The organism is Stenotrophomonas maltophilia (assembly GCF_047497515.2).
Classification (GTDB): Bacteria; Pseudomonadota; Gammaproteobacteria; order Xanthomonadales; family Xanthomonadaceae; genus Stenotrophomonas.
The window spans coordinates 594,882-609,812 of sequence record NZ_JAXAXL020000002.1; the positions used below are offsets into that span (position 1 = coordinate 594,882).

Genomic DNA, 14,931 nt, shown 5'->3' on the forward strand with positions numbered 1-14,931 from the left:
AAGATTATGTCGAATCGCAGTCATTACGGTACTGTTTAATTTCTATAAGCTAACAGCGCCCTTTGGGTTGTTATGTTAGTTCTGTACGGCTGATAAACGTTGCGGAGAATTGAGGGCTGAGAACTCACTTTGGAGGCGGAGCTGTGGCGCAACGGGTCTGTCCATTGTTAGTAATTGCGATCCTCTTCGCGCCGCTGGGAGCCAGCGGTGCGACGCCCACTGAGCCCGAGCTGCGCGGTGAGCTCCTGCGGATGAAGGATGCCGGTCAGGCGGTGCGGGACCTCTCACTGACTGCCGAGGGCGAGGAGAGGGTGCACAGTGCCGTCGATGCGGTGCACACCGCTCGGCTGAAGTCCACCGTTGCGGCCCGTGGCTGGCCGACCGGGGCGCAAGTGGGCCAAGACGGGGCGGACGCGGCCTGTCTGCTGGCCCAGCATTCCGACAAGGCCCCGGCGCTCCAGCGCTCTCTTGCGGAAGCCATGGAGCCCTTGGTAGCGACCGGGCAGGTCAAAGCGTCCAGTTACGCCTACCTTTGGGACCACACCAACGACCCCCAACGCTATGGAACGCAGGGGCGTTGTGCGGATATGGGGCATTGGGAGTACTGCTTGGCGGCTCTTCGGGCATGGTGAGGTGGTAGAGGGCTAAAGCTCTTCATCTCCCAACAGGTGAATCGAGGAGAGGGCAAGCGCCTATTCATCGAACCCCGAGAAGTCTGGTCCCTGGACTTCGCGGGAGGATCCGCCCTGATGACTTGGGTCTACCATCCATCGTGGAACGTAGACACGTGCCAGGATCGGGCGCGTGCGCTGCGCCACCTCATCTCACTTGCGAAACAGAACTGAGGCTGTCGGGCCTCCCTGGGCAGAATGGGAGAGGGCAGGCAACGGCAATCGCGAGCGAATTATTTTATCTCGTTAGGCTGTATTGACAGTCGTGGCGCGATGTTGCAGCTTTGTATGGCCGTTCCCTCTCAATGAAGGAGTCAAGTTATGTCGATTAAGCCTGGACCGAAGCCTATAGCTCCATCCACCGGCGAGCCGGATAAGCGTCGGCGGGATAACAAGGATACCCCCGGGAATACCCCTGGCTTGAAGCCTCACAAGCATAAGCCCGGCAAGTGACTTAAAGCGGATTGGTTGTCGGCGGCAGGGATCAAAAGAGCTGAAGTGCGACACTGGCCGACACCACTATGGCGCCGGCCTTCGTCGCTATTGCCTGTTGCTGAAGTAATCGGTTTGGATATGCGCGGAAGCAATTGGCACTCTTGTCGTGTGGCGGCAAGCGGAGGGGCGATGTCTTCACCTGCCCTGAGAGTGCACAGCCGACTGTTATGGTGAGGATGAAATCGCCGAAATCCTGACAAAAGACTGCTGGTTTCTGGTTGGAATGCTCGGCGTATTGGATAGCCAAGACGATCCTGGAGTTCCAGACACCAGGGCGGCGTGCCCTGGTGTGTGGGGAGTCTGTTGGAAGGTGAAGGGCGGCATACTGCGCGCTCAGCGAACGCTCAACCCCATTGGCGGAAAAGAGGTCTTGCCGACGGGGTTGAGCAGCCTGCGTAAACGACTACTTACATCCTGCGCAGACGAGATGGTGCCATAGGCTTGAGTCCTTCAACCCACCTGTCGAAAATGAGCGCAGCAAGAACTTTATGGTTAAGCCTCTCGGATTCGCCGGGGGAGCGAACCTTGACGCTGATGTCTAGGTTGGCGCTAAGTTGCTGTTCCAGCTCAGGCAGCCGTGACGCATGCTTGCTGAGCTGTTTTTGATGAGTAGCGAGCAACACTGCTATATCAAGGTATAGCTGTTGCAGATAGATCAATCGGTCTTGCGTTGCTGCTGCCTTAATGGCGGACTTCGGCGTGGTCGCCTCGCCCCAGAAGAGGCCACCGCCATTGATGACTTTGCTGATGTGGTCAATGAGCCATCCCCCTCCAGCGACTGCGCCCGTCGCCAGAAGGCCTCCGACGACGTCGATTATAGCTTTCTCCAGAACTTTCTTTGCCCAGGCTTTCCGTGTCTGAGCTGCATTGGCTGGGGACTCGCTGCCGGTTGCTTCGGCTGGCTTCTTAGTCTGCTTCTTCGCGGAGGTCTTGTTGCTCGAAGATCTATTTTGGCCTTCTTTCGCCATTTTGCTCGTCCTTTTAAAGGAGACTCTGTATTGGTGTGTGGGGTTCAATAAATAATATACAAAGCAAGGGGCGATAGCCGATGCCGGCCATCTTCAGTAATCCGGTTAATTCGAATGAGACAACGAGGCTACAGCCTCACTCGGAGATGGCATCAGCCCTGGACTGGTCACAACATGGTGGACTACCCGAACGCGCCCACGAGCCAATCGGTAGCCCCTTCCAAGTCTAGCTTCATTGACGCGTAGGAGCGTCTGAGAAGGCGCGAGGGAAGGAAGCTATCCCATTTTTGTGTGATCAAGTTGTTCGCAGATTGGAGAAGGGTCTCCGGGGAGGGCAATGGCATCTTCGCCACCCGCCCGAGTACCTTTATCACATCATCGAGACTCCTTGCTCCCTTGGAAATTTCCACGCCCAGCCTACCGGCCTGAGAAGTGAATCCCTGGGCGTTCAGGAGGCAGGCGATGGCTTCATTTGCGGAGTCTCCCAGCCATGTCAGCAGCAAGGCATCGCTGCCTTGGTCGAGGAGAACCTTGCCGTCCAGGCGCAATTGACGGTAGGCGCTTTGCGCCTCCTGCAGGAAGCGAGAAGCAGTGGGGTCCAGGAAGTCTGGCTTTATCTCCTGCTGATACAGTCCACGCATCTTTTGACGGACCTGGGTGTGGACCTGCCCGCCCGTTCCATTGAAAAGAGGCGGGGTGCCGCCTTTCGCCGCGGCCACGTAGATCGTTTTTTGGGCGTCATCGATCTGCTCGACGAGCCAAGTGCGACCGCCAAACAAGATACGCTGGCCGACGGTCACCAGTTGGGACACGGGGAGCGTGCCTAGTGCCTTGCCGGCGGCCACGATCCGGAACTCTTCGTCGACGTTGAAAGCGGCGTAGAAGGTGTAATGGTTGACCAACTTGTCGCCGACCGGGCCGTGGAGCAGCAAGCCGGAGCCGTCTTGAATCAGAACCTGTTCTTGGCCAAGGTGGCGAAGCAGCTCTGCGAACGCGTCTTGGGACAGCCCGTGGAACGGTCCCTGGTTTGCGCAGAGCAGCTGATAGGCTTGGGCTGCCTTGAGTCCGCCGTACTGGGCAATGGAGGAGAGCAACTGCTGAATCAGCGTCGAGAGGTGTAGCCCGTTGACCGAAGGCGGTTCAAACCACCTCTCCAGCAGCAGCATGACGCTCGCAGTGGACTGAACTGTGTCCAGTCGAAGCCTTGTCTTCAACGTCGACTCAGCGTCGATTGCATCCTCGATAACGTAGCCGCGCAACACTGCTGGCTCTCCAGGACGGCGCCCGGAGCGACCAAGGCGTTGGCGAAGGCTGGCCACGGAAGGTGGTGGGCCAATTTGCGCGATGCTTTTCACCGCTCCGATATCGATGCCCAGTTCCAGGGTGTTCGTGCAAATTGCGCTTGCTGAACGACCCTTTTGCTTCAGAGCCGCTTCTGTGTCCGTGCGTATTTCCTTGGACAGGCTCCCATGGTGTGGCCAGAACTCTCTCGGCCGGCCGTCCTGTTCGCTCAGCAGATTGAGGAGGTGGGTGTAGCGTTCAACTTCCCTTCGGCTGTTGGGGAAGATCAGATTGTTCGTCCCTGAAAGCACTCGGTAGAGGTGCTCGGCCACCGCCGTGGGAGCCACCGGATTCTCGTCGGATCCGCCGTCAGGTGTGGGTTGTTCGTAGCCCTTGATGATCAGTTGGAGATCATTTCCGGCTGATGAGGCGTTGACCAGCGCGGGGGCAGCCCCAACACCCGGGCGTAGGAAGGTCCCGGCGCTCGAAAAGTCGCCCAAGGTCGCTGACAGGCCCAGGCGGGGAGTTCGCCGCCGTAATAGCACGTCGATCCGGTGCATCAACGATTGAAGCTGCTTTCCGCGCTCGCTTCCAATGAACGCATGGAGTTCGTCCACGACAACGTAGAGGAGCTTGGAGAACGCGGCGGCTACGGAGGTTCCGCGGTTGCAGAGCATCGCCTCCAAGGACTCCGGCGTGATCAGGAGCACGCCACGGGGGTGCTTAAAGAATCGCTGCTTGGTGGAGCCCGATATGTCTCCGTGCCAAGGCCACACGGGGACTTCAAGGTCCTCGCAAAGCCGCTGCAGCCGTTCAAACTGGTCGTTGATGAGCGCCTTTAGGGGGCTGATGTAGACAATCAGGCCCTCCTCGTCGGTGTTCAGAAGGCGCGTGAGCGCAGGAAGAAAGGCGGCCTCGGTTTTTCCCGAGGCGGTGCTGGCGGCGATGATCACGTCCCGGTCGGCGCTCAGGACGAGGGGGATCGCCAATTCCTGGACCTCACGCAGCGCCTCCCATTGTTCGATCCATAGGTAGCGCTGGATTCGAGGATGCAGCGATTGGAAGGCGCTGGAGGCAGTCATCGTTAGAGCCTGAACGACGCCAGCTCGTCGTCCTCTTGCACGACCAGTTCGCCGTCGCCCCCGTGGTCAGCTGCCACCTCGACCGATCCAATCAGGTCCTGCCAGTCCACGCCCGGGTTCTGCTCCAAGACGGCCAAGAGGTTGATGAAGGCGGTGATCGTCGTGCGCGGGGTGCGGAAGAAGCTATCGCCGATTCGATTGGCGCAGTGGGTCATGAATTGGTGAATGGCATCGTCGGGCAAGAGATACTTGCCCGCGTCGCCGGCAGCGTAGACATGGCGAATCTTGGTGAGTAGGACGTAGAAATCTTCGGCTGTCAGGCTCGACAGTCGAACCACAGGGCCGCTGAAATCCACCAGTCCGTTGGTGGCAAAGGTATTCTGAGCCAAGCGGCTCTGAAGAGCTTCATAGCTGTAGACGCCGCGGCGGGTATCCATCAGGAAATCCGGGGTGCCGCCCAGAACAAAACCAAGGCCAACCGCAGTGCCCTGCAGGGAGTCGTTGAGCATGCGCAGGAGCTGCTCGTAGTTTGCATTCCGGGCCTGGGCGTTGGCCAACTTGTAGAGGTTGACCAGTTCGTCCAGGCACACCAGCAGGCCGCTATAGCCCGCCAGCCGAACAAAGCGGCCCATGAGCTTGAGCTGGTCGTAGACCGATGCGTCGTCCACGATGGTTCGGACGCCCAGCGCTGCACGCGCGTCCATCCGGGTGGCAAATTCGCCACGCAACCAGCGAATGGCATCGGACTTGAGCTGATCGTTGCCTTGCTCGAACCCTCTCCAATAAGCGGCGATCACGTCGGCGAAGTCATAGCCGTTCACCAGTTCGCTCAGCTGCTCGAGCTTCGCGCGAATGACCTGCTCGGTGGATACGCCTTGCGACTTGGACTCGGCAACTGCGGTCGAAATGAACTTCTCGACCACCCCGGGCAGGGCGCCTCCGTCGGGCTTGGTCCGAGTGGCCAAGTTCCGCATGAGCTCCGCGTAGAGCGACCGGGCCTGGCCCCCTGAAGCATGCAACCGCCTGTCAGGATTCAGGTCCGCGCTGGCCACGACGAGCTTTCGCTCCATTGCAATGGCGCGAACGAGGTTTAAGAAAAAGGTCTTGCCTGCGCCGTACTCACCCACCACCAAGCGGAAGGACGAGCCGCCATCGGCGAGCCGATCGATGTCACTGACCAAAGTTTGCACTTCACGGGCGCGCCCGACCTGGATCAAATGCTGGCCTGCGCGTGGCACGACACCGGTGCGCAGCGACTGGATCACCGCGTCGCGGTCCTTGGAGCGGATTGGGCTGCTCATTGTTCGATCTTCTCAATGAATTCAGGGTTGATTTCCAACGGATCGTCACCGTCGGCAAAAGGAATGTCGTAGGCGTCAAATGAGGCGTCGTTGATCTGCTCCAGAGCGCCATCCAGCATCAGTTCCAGGTCAGCGGCGCCATCTTCCAGTTCGGCACGGGTCCAAACCGGGCGCGACAGCATGAGGCGCAGCAGCGCGCTGTGCGCCTCGTCCAAACCCAGCAAAGTGGCAGGCCCACTCGTCTCTTCCTGACTGCCTTCCTGCGGAACATCGGGAATGGCTTCCACCACCTCATCAGTGAAGATGTTGGCGAGAAGCGCAGAAACTTGAGCCGTGTCGCGCTGCAGAGCAGCGATTTTATCGGGGTCGAGCTGGAAAGCACCCGTCGTGGATCGGGCCAATGTCGAACGGGCTTTCGGTGGTGTTGGGGCATGGACGTCGCTGAACACACGAGCGGGATCCACGCCCAGCGCTTTGTAGACACGCTCCAAAAACCGGACTTCCTCCGGGGAGACCATCCCATCGACCTGGGCAAGGGTGGCCATGGACCCTGCGATGGCGTCCTTGATGCCTTCACTGAGCGGATCCAGCTTCTTGCGCAGCGCAGGCAGGGAAAGCGGCGCCAACGCAAGGAGCTCGAGGTGCGCGTGCAGTCGACGCCGATCCCCCTCGCTCAGATGCGTCCAGCTTTCGATTTCGCGTGAAAGGTGCTCAAGTTCGTGGGCGCTGAACGCGCCATCAGACTGGGCGACCGTCGAGCCGAGCTGAAGGGTCAACTGGGCCGTTTGATATGCCTGAGCGTCGGTCCGATGGGTTTGATCGGGAAGCAGGGCGAAGAGAACGATTGGGTCGTTCTCACCCGGCACCCGCGCGCCTTCGAGGACATTGGGTTCCATGCCGACCTTGGACTGTTCCAGTGCTCGTGCGAGTTCCCGAATTTTGTCCTTGCCCAAGGTGGTTCCGACTGCCCCAAGCCTTCCCAATAGGTCAGTCAGCTTGATCGACAAATTGGCGGTTTGAACATCCGAAGCGACTTCGGCCAAGGCTGTTCGCGTGGCCAGCGGCCAGATCTCTGGCGGAAGCAGCAAGGTACCCTCAATGGATTGGCGGGCCTCGGGGTTCTTGCCCACGAGCCGGCTGAAGGCTCCGAGGTCCTCGGTGCACTGAGAAACAAGTTCCTGCAGTGCCTTTAGGGGCACTCGCAACGCGGTGACATCGGGAATGTCACCGAAAGTCTTGGTGCCAGCGTCGGTTCGGTCCAGGGCCGGGTTAAAGGGGCGGCGTGTGAACTTCAGCTTGGTGCGGTTTTTTGGCAGCACCATTCCAGGGCCGAACGTCTCTTGATACCGCAGAGCGAAAAGGCGATCGAACTCTTCCGCGCAACGCGTTGCGGCGGTTCGCAGCGGAATCTCTGGATTGAGGCGCACCCAAGCCGTGGCCAGCGCGGCGGGCACGGGGACTCGATCCAAGGAGCATTGCCCCAGGGCCAAGCGGATGTAGAAGGGCAGTTCGTAACTTCGTTCGAATGCGGGAAGCGGCGCGTTGTAAAGCTGGTCGCCTGCTTCGGTCGAAGCCATCCAGTCGAGCAGGCTGTTGACATGACCGTGGACGTTCGGAAGCACGGCGGCATAAGCAGACGACAAACGGCGGAGCATCGCCTCGATAGCGGGCCAGTCTTGCTTGGATTCCGGATCGTTCACCGAATCCAGCAAGATGCGACGCTCCAATCCAAACAGGAACAATCGAACATACTGGATTGCGCAGCTGGGATCGGTGCGGTCCGAAGCGAGCCACTTCAGGTAGGCGTGGCGTTCAGCGGGTTCAAAATCTGCGTAGCCTCCCCAGTAGCGCGTCGTGGACCGGTAATCCCCGTACCGCCCAACGGCAAGAACGCCATTGACCAAGCTGGGCTCGTTCTCACGCGTGCCAGGGGTGGTCAGCCGCGGGCCTGTGTAGAACAGGCCGCCCCGGATAACGATGCCCGCGATCTCGATCTCGTCCTGAGCGCCGAGCCAGCGGGTCTTGTCCCAGCCCTCGGGCGGTCGGGGCACTGTGTATTGCTTTGCCGGCTTTTCGGAGTCCATGGCCACCTGCCGGAGCTCATCGGGCAGGAAGGGAGGCGAAGCCCGCGATGGAAGCGGGGGCGGCGGTGTCATTGCACTTGCGTCGCTGGTTCCGTTGATCGTGTGGGGAGGGGGAGAGTGCTCTGCCGCTCTTGAGTCCGAATGCGCGTGCGCTCGCCCATCTCTGGCGCCCGTCAAGGGCTCGCCCGAGGTTGTGTCCGCGTTTGTGGCGGACTGGATCAGAGGCTCGACCAGCTCACCTTGCGAAGTCGCGGCCAAGCGCTGGGTCACGGCAAGTTTCGCCGCAGCGAGGTTGCCCGGGCGCGCGCGCTCAATGCGTTCCACGTCAGGTTGGTAGGGGGAGGGGGTAGAAGGGTTTCCGGAGCCCACGGCCGTCAGCACCCGTGCGGCGGACTCGATGGCCAGGCGCATGCTCACCGCAGCTTTGGCCTCTTCCAAATTGCCAGGCCGGGACGGCGAAAGAGTCTCTGGGAACGCTCTGCTCGAGGCCTGCGCCGGGGGCAGCGCCGAGGGACCTTCAGAGTCGACCGGGCGCGCATCTTCTAACAGGGCACCGTCGACCGATCCCGAGGAGGTGCCCGACTCAATACTCGCGGGTCTCGCCGGTTGGGCAGCTTCTGGGCGGGACTGCCTCTGTGGCGCCTGCCCAGATGGAAGAGCGGATGCCTTGATCAACTCGGCCAAGGTCGGCTCTGGAGTGGGGACAGGCTTGGCGGGAGAGGGTGTCCTTTTCGGGCGCATCGCCTGCCACTTGGCCCAGAGCCAAACGGCGGTGGCCACCGCAAGGACGATCCCCAATCCGATCCAGACTTCCTTTGGCACCAATGCTATGACGACCAGGATTGCGACAATCCAGCCGCCTGCAGTTTGCTTCCTTCTCGCCATGTGGCCCCCTGCCTTTGGCGCTTCCTTTGGGCCATTGTAGCTCGCCCGCCTTACGTGAGACGCGCATCGTGAGAGCGGGGCGGGGCACCGGAATGGCCAAGGTTTCGCCCATTCAGCGTTGGCGTCCGGGGCGCTGGAGTGCCTGGTCCAGACCTTGACGTTGGTGGCCGTACGAGTGAGCTGGGGTGATCAGTGGGGCGGTGAGAGGCGTGTTTCGTTCATCGCAAGCAGATGCCGCTGCAAGGCCGCGACGATCTCGTTGTCTGGCAGGTTCTGGGCCCCGGCGAGGAAAACGAGTTCGGCCACTTGTCGTCTGCGCTTGGCGTCGTCGCGGCGCTTGATGGCCTTCTCCCTGGCATCCTGCCGCTGATGCGCCAGAAGCTCCCTGGCTTGAAGCTGGGCCAGCCGATGGGTCGCCCTTTGGATCTGATCGCGGTAGTGATTGGTGGATGACATGATCTTCTCCTAGTGAAGTCTCCCTCAGTGAAGCAATGATTTCTCATCCGTCAACTATTGATGGCGACATCGCTTTCGCACTTGAAGCAATTCAGAAAATCAGAAAAGGAAGATGCAAAAGCAAAGAGCGAAAAGCGCACTTAGGCATCACAAGTGATGCGTGCGCAAAGGGCTTCGCCCCTTGAACCCCAAGCCGCTTTGCGACTTGCCAACGGCAAATTCAAAGGCATAAAGAGCTCAAAGAACTGGAGCTCTCTGCATGGCGATCTACCACACCCGTGTCAAAACCTTCTCCCGTGCCAAAGGCCATTCGGCCGTTGCGGCAGCTGCCTACCGCGCGGGCTTGTCGCTCGTCGATGAGCGCACCGGAGCGCGGCACGACTATTCTCGCAGGGGCGGCGTGGTCGAGAGCCGCTGGGTGGTGCCCTTGAAAGCGCCCGACTGGTCGCTCGACGCTGCCAAACTCTGGCAGGCCGCCGAGGCAGCCGAGAGGCGAAAGGACGCGACCGTGGCCCGCGAGTTCGAGATTGCGCTTCCGCATGAGCTCGATGCGCCTCAGCGCTCGGCCCTGACGGCGGACATTGCTCGCGCACTGGTTGATCGCTATGGCTTCGCAGTTCAAGCGAGCATCCACTCGCCGGGGAGCAAAGACGGACTCAATTGGCACGTACATATCCTCGCCACGACGCGACGCTTGGATGCCGAAGGGCTTGCGGACAAGACACGCGAACTCGACGGTGGGCCTTCAGGGCGCAGCGAAGTGGAGTGGCTCCGAGCGATGGTGGCTCAATTGACCAACCGGCACCTTGAAGCTGCCGAGATCGCAGTGTCGGTCGACCATCGAAGCTTGGAAGCGCAAGCAGAAGAAGCGCTTGAGCGCGGTGATGTGGTCGCGGCAGCGATACTGGGCCGGCGCCCAACGATCCACTTGGGCCAGCAGGCCTCGGCGTTGGAACGGCGGGGCATGGAAACCGATGTGGGGAAGGTCCTGGCCAACATCGTTGCGGACAATCAAAGAACAATGCATCAAACAAGCATACGGTTTGAGAAAGCGGTCACGGACGGGGACCCCGCTCGTGGGCGTCCATCGTTGCCGCCAAACCGTATCCGACTCGGGCCAGAATCAGGCGAAAGCTACATCGAGGACGCTAAGGGATTCACTCGGCGAGGAATCATGGCCATTCGCGCTCTGCCGGATGCATCCGAACCACCGCTCCAAACCCTGATGGAGAAAGCACTGGAGTTGTGGCGCGACGTGGTAGCGGCTGGCTTTGAGGGGGTGCTTCGAACCACCCGCATGCTTCTGCGCCGCCTGGATTCGGCCATTCGCAATGGGAATGTGGGTGCAAGGCTACGCAAGGACATCCAGCGAACGCTAAGGGGTTTGGCTGCGGTAAGGCGGCGAGCTTCAGAGTGGAAGCGTCGTGTGGAGGCTGAGCGGCGGGCAGCATCCCTGCTGACTCGTGCGGAGCGATCGTTGGAGGACTTTGTCGAACACCAGCCCCGTCCGGCAGGAGCTGCAGTAGTGGCTTGGACTCGGCGTCGGGGACGGCGCTTGGCCGCGGTTGAGCAGCGCTTGGATACCTTGAGGGCTGCCCGCATGAAGATCGCGGGTGGTCAGGAGGAGGCTTGTGAGAATCAACTGACAGCCGCCGTGGCAGAGTTGGAAGCCGGCAGCAAAGTAGCCCTGGATCGGTTTGAGGATCCGCTCCACGAAACGAGAGACCCCGAGGTGCTGACTGCGTCCATGCAGCAGGCCACGCCTCGGCCTAGGCTTCATTGATCCAGAAGCCAAGAGCCGAATGCAGGCCATGAGCAGGGTAGTGCTAGGTCAAGATGCTGAACTGGCTGCCGCCACCCGAAAGCTCAGAGGCGTGGCAGCCTGTGTGGATGCTTCGTCTACCGTCAAATAAAGTAATTGGTTTTCCTTGCAGTGATCAATAGATTGTAAGTCCATCGTTCTCCAGAACATGACGCCTCGCGTCGGATCTTGCGAGCAGGGTGTCCATAAGAAGCTCAAAGTTATCGCTGTGGGGGGGCGGATCGAGACGGCCTTGACGCGTGTCGAGCTCGCCAATGTAGGCGATTAGATCATCCACACTTTCCCGGTTAATGCAGCAATCGTTGCGTGTGAGGAGTACGTCGAGTCGCCGCATGCGATAGGCGCGAATCCTGAGATCTTTCGCCACATCTTGGTCGAAGTCGTGTGCTCTGTGGAGGATGGCATTGATTCTGTTTGAGATGTCTGAATAAATTTCGGAAAATTCGATCGACTCCTCCAAGAATTTTGGTTCAAATGCAATATTCTCGATCTTATTCAGGTCGGCTGAGAGTAGGTTTGCTGGAGGGATGCGGATCACAATGGTGTCGCCGTCTTGATCGCGCCACATGGGGGTTTCGCGATCCATGACTTCTTTAATGTAACCTTGAATCCATGTGAAAAATATTGTCTGGGGCTCTTTAGTGCTTACGCGAAACAGGAAAAATGGTGTGCTGAATTTTTCCATGTAAGCGAGCGATTTCTTTTGGAGTGAGTAGTTGATCGTGCCCGCGCCGACAGGCTTGAGTGGCTCTTCAGTGCCCTTAATCTGGATGTGGAAAACGGCACCGGTGGCGACGAAGGCATCTTTGCCCATCGCATCTTTCAAGCCAGGCGCAAAAATCTCCACCAAAAGATCGATGCCATAGTCGCGTTCGGATAGTTCCCGAACGACCCAGTGATCTGGTAGCTGCGCCATGACGGCCTTGACCGCTTTGGTGTCAATGATGTGTGACTGAGTTCTCATGTGGAAAGACGTGCCCGAATCTACCGCGCAGCGATAGGCGCGGTAGCTTGAGTGAGGGTTGGAAAAATCTGACTTGGATACATGCCGAAGGCCAGTGGTGCAGGAATTGGCAGCCTTGTACTTGCCAATGATGCCACAGGCATCAGGCTTGATCGCGGCATCTAGCATGTAGATCGGCCAGCTCAATGCACGCGTACTCTGACGTGCAGAAAACTCATCCCCTGGGCAGAGACGGTCCAGCCTCGAACGTGGTGAACAGTGAAGACCGTAGGGACTTGGCTGAAAGTTTGCCCAAATGAGGACGCTCAGGGGTCTTGGGTAGCTGCGCCTTGTTTGGTCGCGACTTGCTACCCATTCAATAGTAGAGCCCCGCCGGGGCTCTACGTGGTCAATGAAGCGTTCGTTGCCTGGTCGTCGTCGGCTTGGGCGGGGGGCTGAGTCCCCGTCGATCAGCGAGCAGTTGGTCCAAGGGAGCCAGATCCTCTTTTACCTCCACGCGTTCCTTGGTTGTAGGGGCGGGCCGTGGCTGAGGGCGAGGCCCGTCGTGAATGAGGTCGCCTGGGTTTCCGCCTGCGCGCTGGCGCAGAACCTCGGCGGCGACCTCCAAGGCCACTCGAACATCTTCTGAGCGCTCTCGCTGAGAACGCTGAGCCGCTCGTTCGATGGTGCCGCTTAAAACGAGCGCGGCGATTCGGGTTTGTGGGTCAGTCATGGGGCCTCCATCGTTGGTGTGTGCCCGTAGCCAACCAGCTAAGTGAAAATTAGCAAGGGCACTCAGCAGGGAATTGCGCACAAAATTGCTGGTTAGTCGGAAAGGACTTGCTGGTTTGTGACCGGCCTTTGGAAAGCCGTCTGCAGCCGCACCGCCGGTCCTTCAACGCCTACAGGCTCGACCGACGCCCAATGACGATGGCCCTGACTTAGATACCTAAAGATTTCCGCAGCGGAGTCGATAGGGGCATAAGAGGGCCTTGCCCACCATTCGCGACGAGGACAGGATGTCAATGAAGAAATTGGTTCTAAGCAGTGCGTTCTTGCTTCCAGTGCTCGCAGGATGCGGTAAGGCCGGAGCGCCGGAGTGCGGCGACGAGATGACCCTGGACCTGGTTCGCAGCATCATCCAGCGAGAATTAGGCGCGGGCAGTGCTGCCGCCAACTTGAGCGAAGAGCAGCTTCGCAGCGTCCTTCCCATCTCCTTGGCCCACCCGACGAGCTTTGACGAGAAGATCAGCCGCTACAGTTGCCAAGCCGATCTGACCGTGCCCTTCAACAACCCTGGGCAGGACGTTTACAAGCTGCGGCTTGAATACACCTCTCAGGCGGTCAATGGACAACACTTGGCCGAAGTCCAGGTACTTCCTGGAGACCTCATTGGCATCGGGGCGGCTATCAGCTCCAATGTCCGGAGCCAAGCACGCGTCGCGGCTCCCGCAGCTGCGGCTCCAATCGAAGAGTCACAGGTAGTGCAGGTTGATCCTGCTTATGATTCAGCGATGTCGACGAAGGCGGACGATTACCAAGAGCCCAACTCGGACGAGCCGCTGGTCGATGCCGCGTCGACTGGGCCCAGCTTTGACTGTGGGAATGCGTCGTCGGCCGTAGAGCAAATGATCTGCGCCGATCCGGATCTGGCCCGGTTGGACAAGCAAACCGCAGAGGCGTTTGGTGTCGTCCGGGCCCGTTCGATGGACCCGGGCCAAGTTACGGCGAGTCAAGGACGGTGGCGCAGGACGGTGCGGGACATCTGTGCTGACGCAGCCTGTATTGAGCAGGCTTACCAAGCGCGATTGGCCGAGTTGAACTAACCTCCGAGGAAGCTATGTCAGACCGTGACTGCTCAGGGTACCGGCCTGAGCAGCCCATGGACGACCAGATCAAGAACGCCTCTGGCGAATCGGTTGCGGCCGATAGGGCCCGCTGGAGGGAGTGCTCTCGTCAGAAGGCCTTCGTGAACTGGCTGCAGTATGCAGGCTAGGGTAGAGTTGGACACTCCCTTGGACACATTCTGCGAGTGTCCGGGTCTAAAAAACCTAACAACTTCAGGCGGTTGGATTGGACTGCATAGTGTCCCTCTCACTCCGCCAGATACAAGAAGGCGCCCGCAGATCCTGAGATCTGCGGGCGTTTTTCGTTGCGTGCGTGCTTGAGTGTCTGCGCAGATTCACGCAGAAGACAATCGCCGCGGAAGTGCAACCGCGATCGATGCTCGATGCGTCTTCGCAGCTTTGATCGACGTGCACGGCACAGATCGATCGCCGTCATGCGGCCATCTCCGGATCACCCAGTTGCCATCTTCCATGTTGCGCTATAAACGCGACTACGTCTCATTTAGAATTGTGCGGCGTCGACAACGATGACGAACAGGTTGGGAGCGACTCCGCTTTGGCAGCGCATTACTACAGGGAACTGCTGAACTTCTGCGCGCGCAGTCTGCGGGACAGGACCGCAGCGGCCGATCTGGTGCAGGAGGCATACGTCCGCCTTCTGGGCGCGCAGCAGTCCGGCACCACCATCGGCAACACGCGCGCGATGCTGTACCGGACTACGCGCAACCTGCTCACCGACCAGCATCGGCGCGCTGAAGTGCGTAGCCACGCAAGTCTGGACGCGTTGCCGGAGCAGGAACATCCTCCCGCGCCGGAGTGCCTGCAGCCTGACGAAGTGCTCGACTCCAGCCAGTACATGCAGGCCCTGCAGGCCACCATTGAAAGCCTGCCACCGCGCTGCCGCCAAGCGTTCATCCTCAACCGCTTCGACGGCCTGTCGCACCAGCAGGTGGCCGAGCGCATGGGCATCTCGCGCAACATGGTGGCCCAGCATGTCATCCGCGGCGTACTGGCCTGCAAGGCTTGCGAAGATCGCTTCCAGCGAGCGATGAAGAAGGCCAGATAGCACCGATCCAACTGCACCCTTCGAACTACA

The 14,931-nt window shown here is 59.8% G+C and carries 11 protein-coding genes; 4 read left to right on the forward strand and 7 right to left on the reverse strand.

Annotation, left to right across the window (positions count from 1 at the left end; translation table 11 throughout):
• Positions 1-143 precede the first annotated feature (143 nt).
• Positions 144-632, forward strand: a complete 489-nt coding sequence (locus ACMZPQ_RS06655; RefSeq protein ID WP_024957143.1) for a DUF6624 domain-containing protein — start codon at positions 144-146, stop codon at positions 630-632.
• A gap of 941 nt (positions 633-1,573) precedes the next feature.
• Here the strand turns inward: ACMZPQ_RS06655 and ACMZPQ_RS06660 are convergent.
• The 5 genes from ACMZPQ_RS06660 to ACMZPQ_RS06680 all read right to left on the reverse strand — a co-directional run bounded on the left by ACMZPQ_RS06660 (position 1,574) and on the right by ACMZPQ_RS06680 (position 9,223).
• Positions 1,574-2,134: a hypothetical protein gene (locus ACMZPQ_RS06660; protein ID WP_024957142.1), complete on the reverse strand. Its 561-nt coding sequence runs from the start codon at positions 2,132-2,134 to the stop codon at positions 1,574-1,576.
• A 182-nt stretch (positions 2,135-2,316) separates the two neighbouring features.
• Positions 2,317-4,497 carry a DEAD/DEAH box helicase gene (locus ACMZPQ_RS06665; RefSeq protein WP_024957141.1) on the reverse strand — a complete coding sequence of 727 codons (2,181 nt, stop codon included), beginning with the start codon at positions 4,495-4,497 and terminating at the stop codon, positions 2,317-2,319.
• A 2-nt stretch (positions 4,498-4,499) separates the two neighbouring features.
• Positions 4,500-5,798 (reverse strand): ATP-binding protein, encoded by a 1,299-nt coding sequence (locus tag ACMZPQ_RS06670; protein ID WP_024957140.1) that lies wholly within the window; start codon positions 5,796-5,798, stop codon positions 4,500-4,502.
• Positions 5,795-8,767 carry a tellurite resistance TerB family protein gene (locus ACMZPQ_RS06675; RefSeq protein WP_024957139.1) on the reverse strand — a complete coding sequence of 991 codons (2,973 nt, stop codon included), beginning with the start codon at positions 8,765-8,767 and terminating at the stop codon, positions 5,795-5,797. Before ACMZPQ_RS06675 ends, ACMZPQ_RS06670 begins: the two co-directional genes overlap by 4 nt.
• 189 nt (positions 8,768-8,956) lie before the next feature.
• Positions 8,957-9,223, reverse strand: a complete 267-nt coding sequence (locus ACMZPQ_RS06680; protein WP_024957138.1) for a hypothetical protein — start codon at positions 9,221-9,223, stop codon at positions 8,957-8,959.
• 259 nt (positions 9,224-9,482) lie between these two features.
• Here ACMZPQ_RS06680 and mobQ point away from each other — a divergent pair, with 259 nt between their 5' ends.
• Positions 9,483-11,006 (forward strand): MobQ family relaxase, encoded by a 1,524-nt coding sequence (mobQ, locus tag ACMZPQ_RS06685; RefSeq protein ID WP_024957137.1) that lies wholly within the window; start codon positions 9,483-9,485, stop codon positions 11,004-11,006.
• Positions 11,007-11,160: 154 nt separating this feature from the next.
• Here mobQ and ACMZPQ_RS06690 read toward each other — a convergent pair whose 3' ends face one another.
• On the reverse strand, positions 11,161-12,195 hold the full coding sequence (locus tag ACMZPQ_RS06690; RefSeq protein ID WP_143568645.1) for a DUF4365 domain-containing protein: 1,035 nt from the start codon (positions 12,193-12,195) through the stop codon (positions 11,161-11,163).
• 818 nt (positions 12,196-13,013) lie between these two features.
• On the opposite strand from ACMZPQ_RS06690, the gene ACMZPQ_RS06695 reads away from it, so the two are divergent.
• Positions 13,014-13,814, forward strand: a complete 801-nt coding sequence (locus ACMZPQ_RS06695; RefSeq protein ID WP_024957134.1) for a lysozyme inhibitor LprI family protein — start codon at positions 13,014-13,016, stop codon at positions 13,812-13,814.
• A 268-nt stretch (positions 13,815-14,082) separates the two neighbouring features.
• Here ACMZPQ_RS06695 and ACMZPQ_RS06700 read toward each other — a convergent pair whose 3' ends face one another.
• On the reverse strand, positions 14,083-14,271 hold the full coding sequence (locus ACMZPQ_RS06700) for a hypothetical protein (protein ID WP_414485981.1): 189 nt from the start codon (positions 14,269-14,271) through the stop codon (positions 14,083-14,085).
• Between the two features lie 120 nt (positions 14,272-14,391).
• Here ACMZPQ_RS06700 and ACMZPQ_RS06705 point away from each other — a divergent pair, with 120 nt between their 5' ends.
• A complete protein-coding gene (locus ACMZPQ_RS06705) occupies positions 14,392-14,901 on the forward strand; it encodes a sigma-70 family RNA polymerase sigma factor (protein ID WP_197580273.1) in 510 nt (169 codons plus the stop codon).
• Positions 14,902-14,931: the final 30 nt, after the last annotated feature.